Genomic DNA, 16802 nt, shown 5'->3' on the forward strand with positions numbered 1-16802 from the left:
TAAGCCCGGTGCCGCGAGTCCGTCTCGCTTGATACGATTTTTTCCGGAACGCCCATCCCCAGGGCGCCGGAGACAAGATGGACTCGAGCATTTCCAGCGGCGGCAGCCATGCCGCCGGCGAGGCGCTGTACCGCGTCATGGTGCGGATCAGGGCCTTCGAGAACGCGGCGGAGACCGCCAGCCAGGGCGGTGTGAGCGCCTACGGCCAGCAGGCGGCGGGCGCAGCCAAGGTGCGCGGCCCGCTGCACCTGTCGACCGGGCAGGAGGCGGTGCCTGCCGGCGTCTGCGCCCACCTGCGCACAGGCGACTACCTCACCTCCACCCACCGCGGCCACGGCCACACGCTGGCCAAGGGGGCCGACCTCGCGCGGATGATGTGCGAGCTGTTCGGCAAGGCCACCGGCTTCAACGGCGGCAAGGGCGGCTCGATGCACATCGCGGACTTCTCGGTCGGCATGCTGGGCGCCAACGGCGTGGTGGCGGCGGGGCTGCCTATCGCGGTGGGCGCGGCGCACGCGCAGAAGCTGTTGAAGAAGGCCGACGACATCACGGTCTGCTTCTTCGGCGACGGCGCGATCAACCGCGGCCCCTTTCTCGAAGCGCTGAACTGGGCGCGGGTGTACGAGCTGCCGGTGCTCTTCGTCTGCGAGGACAACCGCTGGAGCGCGACCACCGCGAGCGGGCCGATGACGGCGGGAGAAGGCGCCTCGGCGCGCGCCGAGGCGCTCGGCATCGCGGCCACGCAGGTCGACGGCAACGACGTGTTCGCGGTGCACGCGGCCGCCGCGAAGCTGGTGGCCGAAGTGCGCGCCGGCAGCGGGCCGCGCCTGCTGCATGCGCTGACCTACCGCGTGAAGGGACACGTGTCGGTGGACGTCGCGGCATACCGCGATCCGGCCGAGCTGGCCGCGGCGCTGGAGACCGATCCGATCGCGCGGGCGCGCGGCCATCTGCTTTCGGCCGGCGTTGCCGCCACGACGCTCGACGCCATCGAGAACGCCGCGCGCGACGAGGTCGACACCGGGCTCGCGGTGGCCGACGCGGCGCCCTGGCCCGAGCCCGGCGCCGCCTTCACCGATGTACAGACCGTCGGGGAGGGCCAATGGCGATGAAGCAGCAACTGAGCTATTCGGAAGCCGCCCTGCTGGCCCTGCGGAGCGAGATGGAAGCCGACCCGCGCGTGGTGGTGCTCGGCGAGGACGTGGGCCGCGGCGGCATCTTCGGGCAGTACAAGGGGCTGCAGCAGCACTTCGGCGACGGGCGCGTGATCGACACGCCGATCAGCGAGGCCGCGATCATGGGCGCCGGCGTGGGCATGGCGCTCGCGGGCCTGCGGCCTGTGGTCGAGATGCGCGTGGTCGACTTCGCGCTGTGCGGCATGGACGAGCTGGTGAACCAGGCCGCCAAGAACCGCTTCATGTTCGGCGGCCAGGGCCGCGTGCCGCTGGTGGCGCGCATGCCCGGTGGCATCTGGGACGCCTCGGCGGCGCAGCATTCGCAATCGCTCGAAGCCTGGTTCGCGCATTTGCCGGGCGTGGTGGTGGTGTGCCCCTCGACGCCGCAGGACAACCACGGCCTGCTGCGCGCCGCCCTGCAATGCGGCGACCCCGTGGTCTACATCGAGCACAAGACGCTGTGGGGCACGACCGGCGAAGTCGACGAGAGCGTCGCCGTGCCGCTGGGCAAGGCCGCGCGCGTGCGCGAGGGCAATGCACTCACGCTGGTGAGCTGGAGCCGGCAGATGCAGGCCTGCGCGGCGGCCTGCGATGCGCTGGCCGCCGAAGGCATCGCGGTGGACCTGATCGACCTGCGCACGCTGTGGCCCTGGGACCGCGAGACGGTGCTGTCGTCGTGCGCGCGCACCGGCCGGCTGCTGGTGGTGCACGAGGCGGTGCAGGCGGCGGGCTTCGGCGCGGAGATCGCGGCCAGCGCGGCGGAGGCCACGGACTGCCGCGTGGCGCGGCTGGGCGCGCCGCGCATTCCGGTCGGCTATGCGCCGGTGCTGGAGGCGCAGTCGCGCGTCGGCACGCAAGCCATCGTGGCCGCGGCGAAAAGGCTCGCCGACTGAGGCACGACCGGCGATGGACCCGCTCTTCTTCAAGCTGGTGCGGGTCGTGAATCTCACAGCGCGGCCCTTTCACGAACGCGTGGGCAGCGAGCACCGGCTCACGCTCAACGAATGGCGCACGATGGCCGTGCTCGCCGCGCAGCCGGGGCTCAACGCCACGCAGGTGGCCGACCAGACCGGCCTCGACAAGATGGCGGTGAGCCGCGCGCTCGCCGGCCTGCGGGGCCACAAGCGCGTGCAGCGCCACGACGACCCGACCGACCGGCGCAGCAGCCGGCTCTACCTCACCACCGCCGGCAAGGCGCTGCATGAAACGGTGGGCGCGCTCGGCCGGCAGCGCGAGGCCGAACTCTTCGCCGGCATCGAGGCCGGCGAACTGGCGCGCATGGAAGCCACGCTCGACAAGCTGATCCTTACCGTGTCGGGCGGCAATGACGGTGCGCCCGCGCCGGACGCTCAGGCCGTGTAGCCGCCGTCCACGCTCAGGCTGGCGCCGGTGACGAAGCCGCCCTCGGGCCCAGCGAGGTACGCGACCATGCCGGCGATCTCGTCGGCGCGGCCGTGGCGCGGCAGGGCCATGAGGCCGTGCATGAAGCCGGCGCGCGGTCCGGCGGCGGGGTTCATGTCGGTGTCGGTCGGGCCGGGCTGCACGTTGTTGACCGTGATGCCTCGCGGGCCGAGGTCGCGCGCCAAGCCGCGCGTGAGGCCGACGATCGCGGCCTTGCTCATCGCATAGACGCTGGCGCCCGCAGCCGGCACGCGCTCGGCATTGATGCTGCCGATGTTGACGATCCGCCCGCCCTCGCCCATGCGGCGCGCTGCCGCCTTGGCGGCCACGAAGACGGCGCGCACGTTGACGTTCACGGTGCGGTCGAAGTCCTCGAGCGTGAAGCTGTCGAGCTCGCCGCGCAGGTAGACACCGGCGTTGTTCACCAGGATGTCGAGCCGTCCGAAGGTCTTCGCGGCCTGCTCGACGGCGGCGTTGAGCGCCTCGGCGTCGCCGGCATCGGCGCGAAGGGCGAGAGCGCGGCCGCCGGCGGCGCGGATCTCGCCGGCCAGCGCGTCAGCCTCGGCCTGGGCGCTCACGAAGGTGAAGGCCACGGCGGCACCGTCGCGCGCCAGCCGGCGCACGATGGCCGCGCCGATGCCGCGCGAGCCGCCGGTGACGAAGGCAGCCTTGCCGGCCAGGGCAGGCTGGGGAGCCGGGTGCGTCGTCGTCATGGCGTCCGGGCTCAGGCCGCGAAGCCGCCGTCGATGTTGAGGCTCGCGCCCGTCACGAAACCGGCTTCGGGGCTGGCCAGGTAGCCGACCATGCCGGCGATTTCTTCAGGATGGGCGTGGCGGGCCAGCGCCATCAGGCCGTGCATGGCGGCGGCGTTCGGGCCGTCCACCGGGTTCATGTCGGTGTTGACCGGGCCGGGCTGCACGTTGTTGACCGTGATGCCGCGCGGGCCGAGGTCGCGCGACAGGCCCTGCACCAGGCCGACCAGCGCCGACTTGCTCATGGCGTAGGCGCTGCCGCCGGGCCAGGGCATGCGCACGGCGTTGGTGCTGCCGATGTTGATGATGCGGCCGCCTTCGCCCATGTGGCGCGAGGCGGCCTTGGCGGCGACGAAGACGGCGCGCACGTTGATGTCCAGCGTCTTGTCGAAGTCTTCCAGCGAGAACTCGTCGAGGGTGCCGCCGAGGAACACGCCGGCGTTGTTCACGAGGATGTCGATCTTGCCGAAGGTGCGGGCGGCTTCGTCGATGCCGGCGGTGAGGGCCGCGGCGTCGGCGCTGTCGATCTTCAGCGCGAGGGCGCGGCCGCCTTCGGACTGGATGCTGCGCACCAGCTCGTCGGCAGGGGCGGCCGAGCTGGCGTAGCTGAAGGCCACGGCGGCGCCGTCGCGCACCAGCCGGCGCACGATGGCCGCGCCGATGCCGCGCGAGCCGCCGGTGACGAAGGCGACCTTGCCGGCCAGGACTGGCGAAGACGAAGAGGAGGAAGAAGACGAGGAAGCAGTGTTGGAGGCCATGATTTTTTCCGTTGAGGTGGAGGAAGAAGGCCTCAGTTTGGGCGCTTCATTCCTTCTTCGGTAGCCATCAATCGGGTCAATCAAATTCAACCAACGGTTGAAGATGAGCGACACAATGCGGCCATGGAACCGCTCAATCACCTCGAATCCTTCGTGCAGAGCGCGGAGGGCGGCAGCTTTTCGGAGGCCGCCCGGCGCCTGGGACTGACGCCGGCGGCCGTCAGCAAGAACGTGGCGCGGCTGGAGGCGCGGCTGGGCGTGCGGCTGTTCCAGCGCAGCACGCGCCGCCTGACGCTGACCGAGGGCGGCGAACGCTTCCTGGCGCAGGTCGGCCCCGCGCTGGCCACGCTGCAGGAGGCCGTGGCCGGCGTCGACACGGACGACGGCCAGCCCTCCGGCACGCTGAAGGTGAGCATGGGCCAGGCCTTCGGGCGCGAGCACGTGCTGCCGCTGATGGGCGACTTCCTGGCGCGCTACCCGGCCATCGTGCCGGACTGGCACTTCGACAACCAGCAGGTCGACCTGGTGGGCGAGGGCTTCGACGCGGCCATCGGCGGCGGCATCGAACTGCCGGCCGGGCTGGTTGCACGCGAGCTGGCGCCCATCCACGTGGTGGCGGTGGCGTCGCCCGCCTACATGGAGGGGCGCAGGCTGCCCCGGCACCCGTCGGAGCTGGCGGCCCTCGATACGCTGATGCGCCGTTCGTCGCCCACCGGCCGGGTGCGCAGCTGGACGCTGCGGCGCGCGCGCGCGGGCGCCGGCGAAGGAGAGGTCAGCGTCGAGCTGCCCCGGCCGCGCGCGATCTTCAACGACCCCGAGGCGATCGCGCATGCCGCGCTGATGGGGCTGGGCGCGGCGATGCTGCCCATGCCCTTCGTGGAACGCGGGCTGCGCAGCGGCGACCTGCTGCGGCTGCTGCCCGAGTGGTACCAGGACGCCGGCACGGTGTGGATCTATTACCCGAGCAAGAAGCTGCTGCCGCCGAAGACGCGGGTGTTCATCGACTTCGTGCTCGAGCGCTTCCGCGTGGAGCGGTTCGCGCAGCGGATGCAGGTGGCCTGAGCGCGAACTCCCTCACGGGCTGAAGGGGCTCACGGGGTTTTCACCCGCGACGGTCGCAGCGCGCACCTGTACAAACGCGCGCATGACCAATCCGACTTTCTTCTCCTTCTCCTCCTCTTCCCCGAATCGCCGCGCCGCGCTGGCCGCGTCGGTCGCCGCCGCGCTGACTTTGATGACGGCCCCCTCGTGGGCCCAGGGCACCTGGCCGACCAAGCCGGTGCGCATCGTCGTGCCCTTCGCGGCCGGCGGCACCACCGACATCCTGGCGCGCGCCGTGGCGCCCGAGCTCTCGAAGGCCTTCGGCCAGCAGTTCATCGTGGACAACCGCGCGGGCGCGGGCGGCAACGTGGGCGCCGAGATCGTGGCGCGCGCGCCGAACGACGGCTACACGCTGCTGATGGGCACGGTCGGCACGCACGGCATCAACCGCGCGCTGTACCCCAAGCTGCCCTTCGACCCCATCAAGGACTTCGCGCCGATCACGCTGGTGGCCGCCGTGCCTAACGTGATGGAGATGAACGCCGAGAAGGCGAAGACCCTGAACATCCACAACGTGCAGGACTTCATCAAGTACGCCAAGGCCAACCCGGGCAAGCTGAACATGGCTTCCAGCGGCAGCGGCACCTCGATCCACCTGGCGGGCGAGCTGTTCAAGAGCATGACGGGCACCTTCATGGCCCACATCCCGTACAAGGGTTCGGGCCCTGCGCTGCTGGACATGGTGGGCGGCAACGCCGACGTGATGTTCGACAACCTGCCCTCGTCGATGGCGCAGATCAAGGCCGGCAAGCTCACGGCGCTGGCCGTGACGAGCGCGCAGCGTTCGCCGGCGCTGCCGGACATTCCGACGGTGGAGGAAGTGGGCGGCCCGTCGCTCAAGGGCTTCGAGGCGAGCTCGTGGTTCGGGCTGCTGGCGCCGGCTGGCACCTCGCCCGAGATCGTGAACCGCATCCAGCAGGAAGTGGCCAAGGCGCTGGGTACGCCGGCCATGAAGGAGAAGATGCTGGCTCAGGGCGCGATCCCGAGCGGGAATTCGCCTGCGGACTTCACGAAGCTCATTGCGAGCGAGCATGTGAAATGGGCGAAGGTGGTCAAGGACTCCGGCGCGAAAGTCGACTAACCCCCAGGCTGCGCGCACTTCGTGCGCTTCGCCAACCCCCTTGCAGGGGGCAACGCCTGCGGCCCGGCAGAGCCGGTTCCGCGGCGTTTCGCGACTGAAGCCGTCGATCTATTCGATCAGGTCTTCCAGGTCACGTCTTTCTTTTCGGCCAGCGAATCCTTGAGCATGTGCAGCAGGGGGATCGCACGCTGGTGCAGGCCCACGTGCTGCTTCTCGGCCTCGTTGGCGTGGCCTTCGACGGCGTAGTCGTCGTTGTTGTGGGAATTGGAGGCCTCGCGTGCGAGCGCTGCCTCGATGGCCGCGATGGCGCCCGGGATCTGCTCGACGGTGATGATGCCCTGCGGGGCGGCCGACTTGCCGACGATCTCGAGCAACTGGCGGGCGTGCACTTCGAGCATCACGAAATCAGGGGAAGCGCGGGACTGGAATCGATAGAGCATGGTGTTCTCACTCACTTGTAGATGTAGTCACGTGCAAAAGGGTACACCGATTGCGCGCCGCGCAGAACGCCGTGATCGACCTTGCCGTCGGGCTTGGTGGAAAGCATCTGGTGCAGCGAGATCCAGCCCTGCTCGAAGCTCATGGCCGAGCCCGCGAGGTAGAGGCGATAGGCCCGCAGGATGCGCTCGGCGTTGTCGCTCTGGCGGCCGCCGCTTCGTTGCAAGACCTCGCGCGCGGTGTCGAGCTGCGCCTCCAGCGCGTCCGACCAGGCCCACAGCGTGCGCGCGTAGTGCGGGCGCAGGCTCTCGGTGTCGACCATCTCCAGGCCCGCCGCGGCGGTCTCGCGCAGCACGTGCGTCACGTGCAGCAGCTCGCCGCCGGGGAAGATGTATTTCTCGATGAAGTCGCCCATGCCGGCACCGAGCTGGCGGTAGTTGAGCTCGCCGGAGGTGATGCCGTGGTTCATCACCAGGCCGCCGGGCTTGAGCAGCGAATGGATCTTGCGGAAGTAGGTCGGCATGTTGGCCGCGCCCACGTGCTCGAACATGCCGACGGAGGAGATCTTGTCGAAGGGCTTGTCGGTAGGCACTTCGCGGTAGTCGCGCAGTTCGACGCGCACGCGGCCCTGCAGGCCTTTTTCTTCGATGAGCCGCTGCACGTGAGCATGCTGGTTCTTCGACAGCGTGATGCCGGTGGCGTCCACGCCGTAATGCTCGGCTGCCCACAGCAGCAGCGCGCCCCAGCCCGAGCCGATGTCGAGGTAGCGCTCGCCGGGCTGCAGCATGAGCTTGCGGCAGATGTGGTCGAGCTTGGCTTCCTGCGCCTGCGCCAGCGTGAGGTCGGGCGTGCGGAAGTAGGCGCATGAATACACGCGGCGCGGGTCGAGCCACAGCGCGTAGAAGTCGTCGGAAACGTCGTAGTGGAACTCGATCTGGGCCGCGTCCTTGCGCAGCGAATGCGAGCCGTGCGACTTGGCCCGGCGCTGCAGGCGGCTCCACCAGCCGGTGTCGGTCTGCGCCGGGTTGCCTGGGAGCATGCCGACCGTGGCGTCGATCAGGTCGCGCATGGCGCCTTCGATCTGCACCTTGCCTTCGACGTATGCCTCGCCGATGGCTCCCACCTGTCGTGCCGCCAGCTTGGCGAGCACTGCCCATTCCTTGAAGGCCAGGGTGACGCGGGCTCCCGCCTGGGCTACGCGCCGGCCATCCGGCAGCTCCAGCGCGATGGGGACAGGCAGCGAAGCCAGCTGCGACTCGATCTTGGGTATCAAGTGTTGCATGGGGCCATGGTATTGATTTTTCCAAGCTTTTGCATGACTTCCCGTGTCGGCGCAAGCCGCAATCTGCGGGGCTGCAGGCCCGGCGCGAACCCGGATTGACAACAAATCGTTTATGCCTAAACTATTTAGCCATGAACAGCCTCAGCCCGACCCGGTCCGCTCCCGCCTCGGACCTCCAACGCATCCTGTGCATCGGCGGCGGGCCGGCAGGCCTGTACTTCGCCCTGTTGATGAAGGCGCGCAACCCCGCGCTGCAGATCACCGTGGTGGAACGCAACCGCCCCTTCGACACCTTCGGCTGGGGCGTGGTGCTGAGCGACCAGACGCTCGCCAACCTGCGCGCGGCCGATGCGCCGACGGCGGCGCTCATCGGCAACGAGTTCCATCACTGGGACGACATCCAGGTCTTCTTCAAGGGCCGCCAGGTGCGCTCGGGCGGCCACGGCTTCTGCGGCATCGGCCGCAAGCGGCTGCTGAACATCCTGCAGGAACGCTGCCTCGAACTGGGCGTCGAGCTGGTGTTCGAGACCGACGTCGCCGACGACCAGGCGATCGCCGCCAAGTACAAGGCCGACCTGGTGATCGCCAGCGACGGCCTCAACAGCCGCATCCGCCAGCGCTACGCCGACGTCTTCAGGCCTGACGTCGACCTGCGCAACTGCCGCTTCGTCTGGCTGGGCACGCACCAGACCTTCGACGCCTTCACCTTCGCCTTCGAACAGACCGAGCACGGCTGGTTTCAGGCGCACGCCTACCAGTTCGACGACAAGACTTCGACCTTCATCGTCGAGACGCCCGAGGCCGTGTGGAAGGCCCACGGGCTCGACCAGATGGAGCAGCCCGAGGCCATCGCCTTTTGCGAGAAGCTCTTCGCCAAGTACCTGGGTGGCCACTCGCTCATCAGCAATGCCACGCACCTGCGCGGCTCGGCCAACTGGATCCGCTTTCCGCGCGTGGTGTGCGAGCGCTGGACGCATCGCATCGACGTCGAAGGCCGCTCCGTGCCCGTGGTGCTGATGGGCGACGCGGCGCACACGGCGCACTTCTCCATCGGCTCGGGCACCAAGCTGGCGCTGGAAGACGCGATCGACCTGGCCAACGAGTTCGCCCAGGGCGGCACGGTCGACCACGTGCTCGAAGGCTACGAGGCACGCCGCAGCGTCGAGGTGCTGAAGATCCAGAACGCCGCGCGCAACTCCACCGAATGGTTCGAGAACGTGCCGCGCTACACGGGCATGCAGATCGAGCAGTTCGCGTACTCGCTGCTCACCCGCTCGCAGCGCATCAGCCACGAGAACCTGCGCCTGCGCGACACCCAATGGCTGAGTGGCTACGAGCAGTGGCTCGCAGGCGGCAAGGCGCTGCCGCCGATGCTCATGCCCTACAAGGTGCGCGGGCTCACGCTGAAGAACCGCATCCTCGTTTCGCCGATGGCCACCTACAGCGCGGTCGACGGCGTGCCGCAAGACTTCCTTCTGGTGCACCTGGGCGCACGCGCACTCGGTGGCGCGGCCATGGTATTCGTCGAGATGACGAGCCCGACGCCCGAGGGCCGCATCACGCCCGGCTGCACGGGCCTCTACAACGACGAGCAGCAGGCCGCGTTCAAGCGCATCGTCGATTTCGTGCACACGCAGTCGAGCGCGAAGATCGCGATGCAGCTCGGCCACAGCGGCCCCAAGGGCTCCACACGCGTGGGCTGGGAAGGCACCGACGAGCCGCTCGAAAACGGCAACTGGCCACTGCTGGGCGCGAGTGCGCTGCCCTACGGTGAACAGAACCAGCTGCCCGCCGCGATCACGCGCGCCGAGATGGACACGCTGCGCGACCAGTTCGTCGACTCGACCCGCCGCGCGGCCGAATGCGGCTTCGACTGGCTCGAGCTGCACTGCGCGCACGGATATCTGCTTTCGGCCTTCATCAGCCCGCTCACCAACCTGCGCACCGACGAGTACGGCGGAGACATCGAGGCGCGCTGCCGCTATCCGCTCGAAGTGTTCCGCGCCATGCGCGCCGTGTGGCCCGCCGACAGGCCGATGAGCGTGCGCATCTCGGCCCACGACTGGGCGCCCGGCGGCAACACGGATGCCGACGCCATCGTGGTCGCGCGGCTCTTCAAGGAGGCCGGTGCCGACTTCATCGACGTGTCCTCCGGCCAGACCACGCGCGCCGCGAAGCCGGTGTACGGGCGCATGTACCAGACGCCGTTCTCGGACCGCATCCGCAACGAGGTCGGCATCTCGACCATCGCGGTGGGCGCGATCACCGACGCCGACCAGGCCAACAGCATCATCGCGGCTGGCCGCGCCGACCTGTGCGCCATTGCGCGTCCGCACCTGGCCGACCCGGCATGGACGCTGCACGAGGCGGCCAAGCTCCAGAGCCGCGACGTCGAGTGGCCTGTGCAATACCTGAGCGGGCGCGATCAGATGTACCGCGAGATCGCCAAGCAACAGCAGCTCGCAGCAGCAGCCAATGCCGCGATGGCCGCGCAGAACAGCGAGGAGACGCACTGACATGGACCTCGAAGCGCGCGCGCACAGCGAACATCCCGAAGCCTTGCGGCTCTGGCTGCGGCTGCTCACCTGCACGCAGCTGATCGAGAAGCAGGTGCGCAACGAGCTGCGCTCGCAGTTCGCCACCACGCTGCCGCGCTTCGACCTGATGTCGCAACTCGAGCGCTCGCCCGAGGGCCTCAAGATGAACGAGCTCTCGCGCCGCATGATGGTGACGGGCGGCAACGTGACAGGCATCACCGACCAGCTCGTGTCCGAAGGGCTGGTGGAGCGCATCAACGTCGAGGGCGACCGCCGCGCATGGCGCGTGCGCCTCACGCCGCGCGGGCGCAAGCTCTTCAACGAAATGGCGCAGCAGCACGAAGACTGGATCGTCGAGGCCTTCTCGGGCCTCAACGCGAAGGAGATCGCGCAACTGCACAAGCTGCTGGGCAAGGTCAAGCAGCACTCGCACAACCAACTACTGATGATGGCGGAGACCGAATGAAGCACTACATCGGCGCAGGCAACCCCATGCGCGCGCAATTCGAACCCAAGGCAGCCTACAAGGCCGAGCACTTCGCATGGAGCTACGAAGCCGGCGTGGGCACCATCACGCTGAACCGGCCGGATCGCAAGAACCCGCTGACCTTCGACTCGTACGCCGAGCTGCGCGACCTGTTCCGCGCGCTGACCTATGCCACCGACGTGAAGACGATCGTCGTGACCGGCGCGGGCGGCAATTTCTGCTCGGGCGGCGACGTGCACGAGATCATCGGCCCGCTGACCGGCATGCGCATGCCCGAGCTGCTGGAGTTCACGCGCATGACGGGCGACCTGGTGAAGGCGATGCGCGCCTGCCCGCAGCCCATCGTCGGCGCGATCGACGGAGTGTGCGCAGGTGCCGGCGCGATGATCGCGCTGGCCTGCGACCTGCGCTACGGCTCGCCGGCCACGCGCACTGCTTTCCTCTTCACGCGCGTGGGCCTCGCCGGTGCGGACATGGGCGCCTGCGCGCTGCTGCCGCGCGTGATCGGCCAGGGGCGCGCTTCGGAACTGCTCTTCACCGGCCGCGCAATGACCGCGCAGGAAGGCCAGGCCTGGGGCTTCTTCAACGCGCTGCACGAAAGCGACGCACTGCTCGAGGCCGCAACGAAGGTTGCGCGCGACCTCGCCGAAGGTCCGACCTTCGCGCACGGAATGACGAAGACGATGCTGTCTCAGGAATGGTCGATGACCATCGACCAGGCCATCGAGGCCGAGGCACAGGCACAGGCGATCTGCATGCAGACCGAAGATTTCAAACGCGCCTACGAGGCCTTCGCGGCCAAGCGCAAGCCGGTGTTCGGCGGGGACTGACGCGATGATGACCAAGGCTCCCGCCCCACCATCGACGGCGCACCTCGCGCTGCCCTTCTTCGACGACGCGCACCGCGCGCTGGCCGACGGCCTCCTGCCGTGGGCCGAGGCGCAGGAAGTCGACGAGCACGACGACCGCGCGGCGTGCCGCGACTGGGTCCAGCGGCTCGGCGCCGGCGGCTGGCTGCGCTACTGCGTGCCGGGCAGTTCCGGCGGCGCGCTCGAACGGCTCGATTCGCGCGCTCTCGTGCTGCTGCGCGAGACGCTCGCCTTTCATTCGCCGCTCGCCGACTTCGCGTTCGCGATGCAGGGCCTGGGTAGCGGCGCGATCACGCTGGCGGGTACGCCGCAGCAGCACGCCGACTACCTGACGGCCGTGGCCAAGGGCAGCAAGATCGCGGCCTTCGCGCTCAGCGAGCCCGAAGCCGGCTCCGACGTGGGTGCGATGGCGATGCGCGCGGAGGAGACCGCCGATGGCTGGAAGCTCAACGGCGAGAAGACCTGGATCAGCAACGGCGGCATCGCCGACTTCTACTGCGTTTTCGCGAAGACCGACCCCGCTGGCGGTACGCGCGGCATCACGGCCTTCATCGTCGACGCGAAGACGCCGGGCCTCGACACCTCCGCGCACATCGACGTGATGGCGCCACACCCGCTGGCCACGCTGCGCTTCGAGAACTGCGTCGTGCCGCGCACCGCGCAGCTGGGCGAGCTCAACGGCGGTTTCAAGCTCGCGATGCGCACGCTCGACATCTTCCGCGCTTCGGTGGCCGCAGCCGCTCTCGGCATGGGGCGCCGCGCGCTGGCGGAAGCGATCGCGCATTCGAAGAAGCGCCGGATGTTCGGCCAGACGCTCGCCGACTTCCAGCTCACGCAGGCCAAGCTCGGCGAGATGGCCGCGTTGATCGACAGCGCCGCGCTGCTCACATACCGCGCGGCGTGGATGCGCGACGACGCCGAACGCCGCGGCGCGCCCGCCGTTGGCGACGTGTCGGCCGCCGCGGCCATGGCCAAGATGTGCGCCACCGAGAACGCGAGCCGCGTGATCGACATGGCGCTGCAGATGCATGGCGGCCTCGGCGTGAAGGTCGGCACCAAGATCGAGAGCCTCTATCGCGACATCCGCTCGCTGCGCATCTACGAAGGCGCGACGGAAGTACAGCAACTGATCATCGGCAAATCCGTTCTGCGGGGATAAACACCGTGTCTGCCCAAGTCGATCGCTTCGTTCACGACCGCCTGCCGCCTGCGGCGCAGCTGCCCGTCTTTCGCTACGACCTGCCCGAGTTGCGGCTGCCCGACCAGCTCAACCTGGTCGAGGAACTGCTCGACAAGGCCGCGGCGAAGGGCTTCGGCGACAAGCCGATGCTGCGTTCGCCGCAGGGCACGCTGACCTATGCGCAGGCGGCCGTGGAGGTCAACCGCATCGCGCAGGTGCTGGTCGAGGATCTCGGGCTGGTGCCGGGCAACCGGGTGCTGCTGCGCGGCGGCAATTCGGTGGCCATGGCGCTTGCGTGGCTGGCGGTGGTGAAGGCCGGGCTGATCGCCGTGGCGACGATGCCGCTGCTGCGCGCGAAGGAGCTGGGCGACATCATCGAGAAGTCGCAGCCCGTGGCCGCGCTGTGCGATGGCCGGCTGCTCGACGAGTTGGTGCTCGCGCAGCAGGCCCACCCGGTGCTCGCAACGGTGATCGCATTCAACAAGCCCGATGTGGAAGACTCGCTGTCGGCGCGTGCGGCGAAGAAGAGCGGCGTGTTCAAGGCCTGCCCTACGGCGTCCGACGACATCGCACTGCTGGCCTTCACATCAGGCACTACCGGCAAGCCGAAAGCGCCCGTCACCACGCACCGCGACGTGCTCGCGATGTGCGAGACATGGCCGCGCCATGTGCTGCGCGCGCGCAGCGACGACATCGTGGTGGGCTCGCCACCGCTGGCCTTCACCTTCGGGTTGGGCGGGCTGCTGGTGTTTCCGATGTGGGCCGGGGCTTCGGTCTACTTTCCCGATGCGCCGTTCACGCCCGAGGGGCTGGTGAAGCTGATCAACGAGGTCGGCGCGACCATCTGCTACACGGCGCCCACGTTCTACCGCCAGATGGCGCCGTTCGTGAAGCAGCACGGCATGCCGAGCCTGCGCATCAGCGTGAGCGCGGGCGAAGCTTTGCCGGACGCCACGCGGCAGCTGTGGAAGGAAGCTTCCGGCATCGAGATGCTCGACGGCATCGGCGGCACCGAGGTGTTCCACATCTACATCTCCGCCGCGGGAGGCGAAGTGCGCCGAGGGGCGGTCGGCAAGGCAGTGCCGGGCTTCACCGCGAAGGTCGTGGACGACCAGGGCAGCGAAGTGCCGCGCGGCACGGTCGGCAAGCTCGCGCTGCAGGGGCCTGTGGGGTGCCGCTATCTCGACGATCCGCGCCAGGCCGACTATGTGAAGAACGGCTGGAACTATCCGGGCGATTCGTTCGTTCAGGACGACGACGGCTACTTCTTCTATCAAGCGCGCGCCGACGACATGATCATCACGGCCGGCTACAACGTCGGCGGCCCGGAGGTCGAGGACGCGCTCCTCAAGCACCCCGCTGTGGCCGAGTGCGGCGTGATCGGCAAGCCCGACGCAGAGCGGGGAATGATCGTGAAGGCCTTCTGCGTGCTCAAGCCCGGCAACGAGGGCGACGCGGCCCTCGTGAAGGCGCTGCAAGACCATGTGAAGGCCACCATTGCGCCATTCAAATACCCAAGGGAGATCGAATTCGTGCCGGCGCTGCCGCGCACCGAAACCGGCAAGCTCCAACGATTCAAACTGAGACAACTCAACACGACATCATGATCAACAAACTCCTGCAACCCGAAGGCTGGCTGCCTCCCAAGGGCTATGCGAACGGCGTCGCCGCTCGTGGAACGATGCTGTTCGTCGGCGGCCAGATCGGCTGGAATGCCCAGCAGCAATTCGAATCGGACGATTTCATCGACCAATGCGGCCTGGCGCTGCGCAACATCGTCGAGGTGCTGCGTGCGGGAGGTGCGGGGCCCGAGCACATGGTGCGCATGACCTGGTACGTGACGGACCGCGACGAATACAGTCGCCGGCTCGCTGAACTCGGTCCGGTCTACCGGGACGCGATGGGGCGCAACTTTCCGGCCATGACCTGCGTGCAGGTGGCGGCGCTGGTGGAGCATCGCGCCAAGGTCGAGATCGAGGTGACAGCAGTCATTCCCGACTGAGTTGCCGCGCTGGCCAAAATAAAAATGCCCTCTTTGCGAGGGCATTTCTTTTTGCCATTCACCGGCAATTGATGGGTAAAAAGATCGGCAAAAGAAAAAGGCCCTTTGATTTCTCAAAGGGCCTTTCAATTTGGTTGCGCGAGCAAGATTTGAACTTGCGACCTTTGGGTTATGAGCCCAACGAGCTACCAGGCTGCTCCATCGCGCGGCAGACTTAGATTATAGCTTATTCAGCAGCGTTTTGCTCGGCTGCGTCTTCTTTAATTTCAGGACGGTCAACCAGTTCGACGAGTGCCATCGGGGCGTTGTCGCCCACGCGGAAGCCCATCTTCAGGATGCGGGTGTAGCCGCCCGGACGCGCTGCGAAACGCGGGCCGAGGTCTCCAAAGAGCTTCACGACGCTGTCGCGGTTGCGCAGGCGGTCGAAGGCCAGGCGCTTGTTGGCCAGCGTGGGGTTCTTGGAGAGCGTGATCATCGGCTCGATGACGCGGCGCAGTTCCTTGGCCTTGGGGACCGTGGTCTTGATGACTTCGTGCTCGATGAGCGAATTCATCATGTTCTGCAGCATCGCGAGGCGGTGCGAGCTGGTGCGGTTGAGTTTGCGGAGTCCGTGTCCGTGACGCATGGTGCTTTCCTTTACTTTATAAAAACAGGCAGCCGTGTCAGGTACTGCCCGGTGCACTGGCCCTTTTCAGGGGGCCTCTTTCAAAAATTCAAATAATCAACGCTTGTCGAGACCGGCCGGCGGCCAGCTTTCGAGCTTCATGCCCAAGGTCAGGCCGCGGGAGGCGAGCACTTCCTTGATTTCGTTGAGCGACTTGCGACCCAGGTTCGGGGTCTTGAGCAGCTCGTTCTCGGTGCGCTGGATCAGGTCACCGATGTAGTAGATGTTTTCGGCCTTCAGGCAGTTGGCCGAACGCACCGTCAGTTCGAGTTCGTCGACAGGGCGCAGCAGGATCGGATCGAACTGCTGTGCGCTACGCGGAGCCGGAGCATCGAACGCAGCGAGTTCGCCGCCTTCGAGCTGCGCGAACACGGCGAGCTGCTCAACCAGGATTTTAGCCGATGCGCGGACTGCGTCTTCGGCGGTGATCGCACCGTTGGTTTCGATTTCGACCAGCAGCTTGTCCAGGTCGGTACGCTGCTCCACACGGGCGCTTTCGACCGTGTAGCTCACGCGCTTCACGGGCGAGAACGAAGCGTCGAGGACGATGCGGCCGATCGACTTGGTCGGCTCGTCCGCATAGCGGCGCATCGTGCCGGGCACGTAGCCGCGGCCCTTCTCGACCTTGATCTGCATGTCGAGCTTGCCGCCTTGCGACAGGTGGGCGATCACGTGGTCGGGATTGATGATCTCGACGTCGTGCGGGGTCTGGATGTCCGAGGCCAGCACCGGGCCTTCGCCGTCCTTGCGCAGGCTCAGCGTGACTTCGTCGCGGTTGTGGAGCTTGAACACCACGCCCTTGAGGTTCAGCAGGATGTTGACGACATCTTCCTGCACGCCGTCGATCGACGAGTACTCATGCAGAACGCCAGCGATCGTGACTTCGGTGGCCGAGTAGCCAACCATGGACGACAGCAGAACGCGACGCAGCGCGTTGCCGAGCGTGTGGCCATAGCCGCGCTCGAAAGGCTCGAGCGTCACCTTGGCCTTGTTGGCGGCAAGTTGCTCGACCTGGATGGTCTTGGGTTTCAGCAGGGTGGTTTGCATGCAGACTTCCTCTCAATACCCCCGGCTC

General features: G+C 67.8%; 17 protein-coding genes and 1 tRNA gene. 11 read left to right on the forward strand and 7 right to left on the reverse strand.

The window, feature by feature from the left end:
• Window positions 1–77: 77 nt before the first annotated feature.
• From SFB74_RS31495 to SFB74_RS31505, 3 genes are read left to right on the forward strand one after another with little or no spacing between them, the layout of a single operon-like run.
• Complete coding sequence (locus SFB74_RS31495; protein ID WP_432728292.1) at window positions 78–1112, forward strand: thiamine pyrophosphate-dependent dehydrogenase E1 component subunit alpha; 1035 nt, start codon at window positions 78–80, stop codon at window positions 1110–1112.
• Window positions 1103–2068, forward strand: a complete 966-nt coding sequence (locus SFB74_RS31500) for an alpha-ketoacid dehydrogenase subunit beta (protein WP_432728293.1) — start codon at window positions 1103–1105, stop codon at window positions 2066–2068. Before SFB74_RS31495 ends, SFB74_RS31500 begins: the two co-directional genes overlap by 10 nt.
• A 13-nt stretch (window positions 2069–2081) precedes the next feature.
• Entirely contained in the window at window positions 2082–2537 is a 456-nt protein-coding gene (locus SFB74_RS31505) for a MarR family winged helix-turn-helix transcriptional regulator (protein WP_432728294.1), read from the forward strand.
• Here the strand turns inward: SFB74_RS31505 and SFB74_RS31510 are convergent.
• Window positions 2525–3289 carry an SDR family oxidoreductase gene (locus SFB74_RS31510; RefSeq protein ID WP_432728295.1) on the reverse strand — a complete coding sequence of 255 codons (765 nt, stop codon included), beginning with the start codon at window positions 3287–3289 and terminating at the stop codon, window positions 2525–2527. The genes SFB74_RS31505 and SFB74_RS31510 overlap by 13 nt on opposite strands.
• A gap of 11 nt (window positions 3290–3300) precedes the next feature.
• Window positions 3301–4086, reverse strand: a complete 786-nt coding sequence (locus SFB74_RS31515) for an SDR family oxidoreductase (protein ID WP_432728296.1) — start codon at window positions 4084–4086, stop codon at window positions 3301–3303.
• Between the two features lie 123 nt (window positions 4087–4209).
• Here SFB74_RS31515 and SFB74_RS31520 point away from each other — a divergent pair, with 123 nt between their 5' ends.
• Both SFB74_RS31520 and SFB74_RS31525 read left to right on the forward strand, forming a co-directional pair.
• Entirely contained in the window at window positions 4210–5148 is a 939-nt protein-coding gene (locus tag SFB74_RS31520) for a LysR family transcriptional regulator (RefSeq protein ID WP_432728297.1), read from the forward strand.
• Window positions 5149–5230: 82 nt separating this feature from the next.
• Complete coding sequence (locus SFB74_RS31525) at window positions 5231–6268, forward strand: Bug family tripartite tricarboxylate transporter substrate binding protein (RefSeq protein ID WP_432728298.1); 1038 nt, start codon at window positions 5231–5233, stop codon at window positions 6266–6268.
• Window positions 6269–6384: 116 nt separating this feature from the next.
• Here SFB74_RS31525 and SFB74_RS31530 read toward each other — a convergent pair whose 3' ends face one another.
• Complete coding sequence (locus tag SFB74_RS31530; RefSeq protein ID WP_432728299.1) at window positions 6385–6708, reverse strand: DUF1840 domain-containing protein; 324 nt, start codon at window positions 6706–6708, stop codon at window positions 6385–6387.
• A gap of 11 nt (window positions 6709–6719) precedes the next feature.
• Window positions 6720–7988, reverse strand: coding sequence for a class I SAM-dependent methyltransferase (locus SFB74_RS31535; RefSeq protein ID WP_432728300.1), 1269 nt, complete (start codon window positions 7986–7988; stop codon window positions 6720–6722).
• Window positions 7989–8119: 131 nt separating this feature from the next.
• Between SFB74_RS31535 and SFB74_RS31540 the strand changes: the two genes are divergently transcribed.
• The 6 genes from SFB74_RS31540 to SFB74_RS31565 are packed head-to-tail and all read left to right on the forward strand — an operon-like array spanning window position 8120 to window position 15063.
• Complete coding sequence (locus SFB74_RS31540) at window positions 8120–10504, forward strand: bifunctional salicylyl-CoA 5-hydroxylase/oxidoreductase (RefSeq protein ID WP_432728301.1); 2385 nt, start codon at window positions 8120–8122, stop codon at window positions 10502–10504.
• Between the two features lies 1 nt (window position 10505).
• Window positions 10506–10991 carry a MarR family winged helix-turn-helix transcriptional regulator gene (locus SFB74_RS31545; RefSeq protein ID WP_432728302.1) on the forward strand — a complete coding sequence of 162 codons (486 nt, stop codon included), beginning with the start codon at window positions 10506–10508 and terminating at the stop codon, window positions 10989–10991.
• Window positions 10988–11842: an enoyl-CoA hydratase family protein gene (locus SFB74_RS31550; protein WP_432728303.1), complete on the forward strand. Its 855-nt coding sequence runs from the start codon at window positions 10988–10990 to the stop codon at window positions 11840–11842. The genes SFB74_RS31545 and SFB74_RS31550 overlap by 4 nt, the downstream gene beginning before the upstream one ends.
• A gap of 4 nt (window positions 11843–11846) precedes the next feature.
• Complete coding sequence (locus SFB74_RS31555; protein ID WP_432728304.1) at window positions 11847–13040, forward strand: acyl-CoA dehydrogenase family protein; 1194 nt, start codon at window positions 11847–11849, stop codon at window positions 13038–13040.
• 5 nt (window positions 13041–13045) lie between these two features.
• Complete coding sequence (locus SFB74_RS31560) at window positions 13046–14668, forward strand: AMP-binding protein (RefSeq protein ID WP_432728305.1); 1623 nt, start codon at window positions 13046–13048, stop codon at window positions 14666–14668.
• Window positions 14665–15063, forward strand: coding sequence for a RidA family protein (locus SFB74_RS31565; RefSeq protein ID WP_093196106.1), 399 nt, complete (start codon window positions 14665–14667; stop codon window positions 15061–15063). Before SFB74_RS31560 ends, SFB74_RS31565 begins: the two co-directional genes overlap by 4 nt.
• Window positions 15064–15194: 131 nt before the next feature.
• On the opposite strand, the gene SFB74_RS31570 is transcribed toward SFB74_RS31565, so the two are convergent.
• The 3 genes from SFB74_RS31570 to SFB74_RS31580 all read right to left on the reverse strand — a co-directional run bounded on the left by SFB74_RS31570 (window position 15195) and on the right by SFB74_RS31580 (window position 16774).
• Window positions 15195–15271, reverse strand: a tRNA-Met gene (locus tag SFB74_RS31570).
• A gap of 18 nt (window positions 15272–15289) precedes the next feature.
• Entirely contained in the window at window positions 15290–15688 is a 399-nt protein-coding gene (gene rplQ, locus SFB74_RS31575) for a 50S ribosomal protein L17 (protein WP_432728306.1), read from the reverse strand.
• A 96-nt stretch (window positions 15689–15784) separates the two neighbouring features.
• Complete coding sequence (locus tag SFB74_RS31580) at window positions 15785–16774, reverse strand: DNA-directed RNA polymerase subunit alpha (RefSeq protein WP_009124827.1); 990 nt, start codon at window positions 16772–16774, stop codon at window positions 15785–15787.
• Window positions 16775–16802: the final 28 nt, after the last annotated feature.

It is taken from the genome of Variovorax xiamenensis, from assembly GCF_050916385.1.
GTDB lineage: Bacteria > Pseudomonadota > Gammaproteobacteria > Burkholderiales > Burkholderiaceae_C > Variovorax.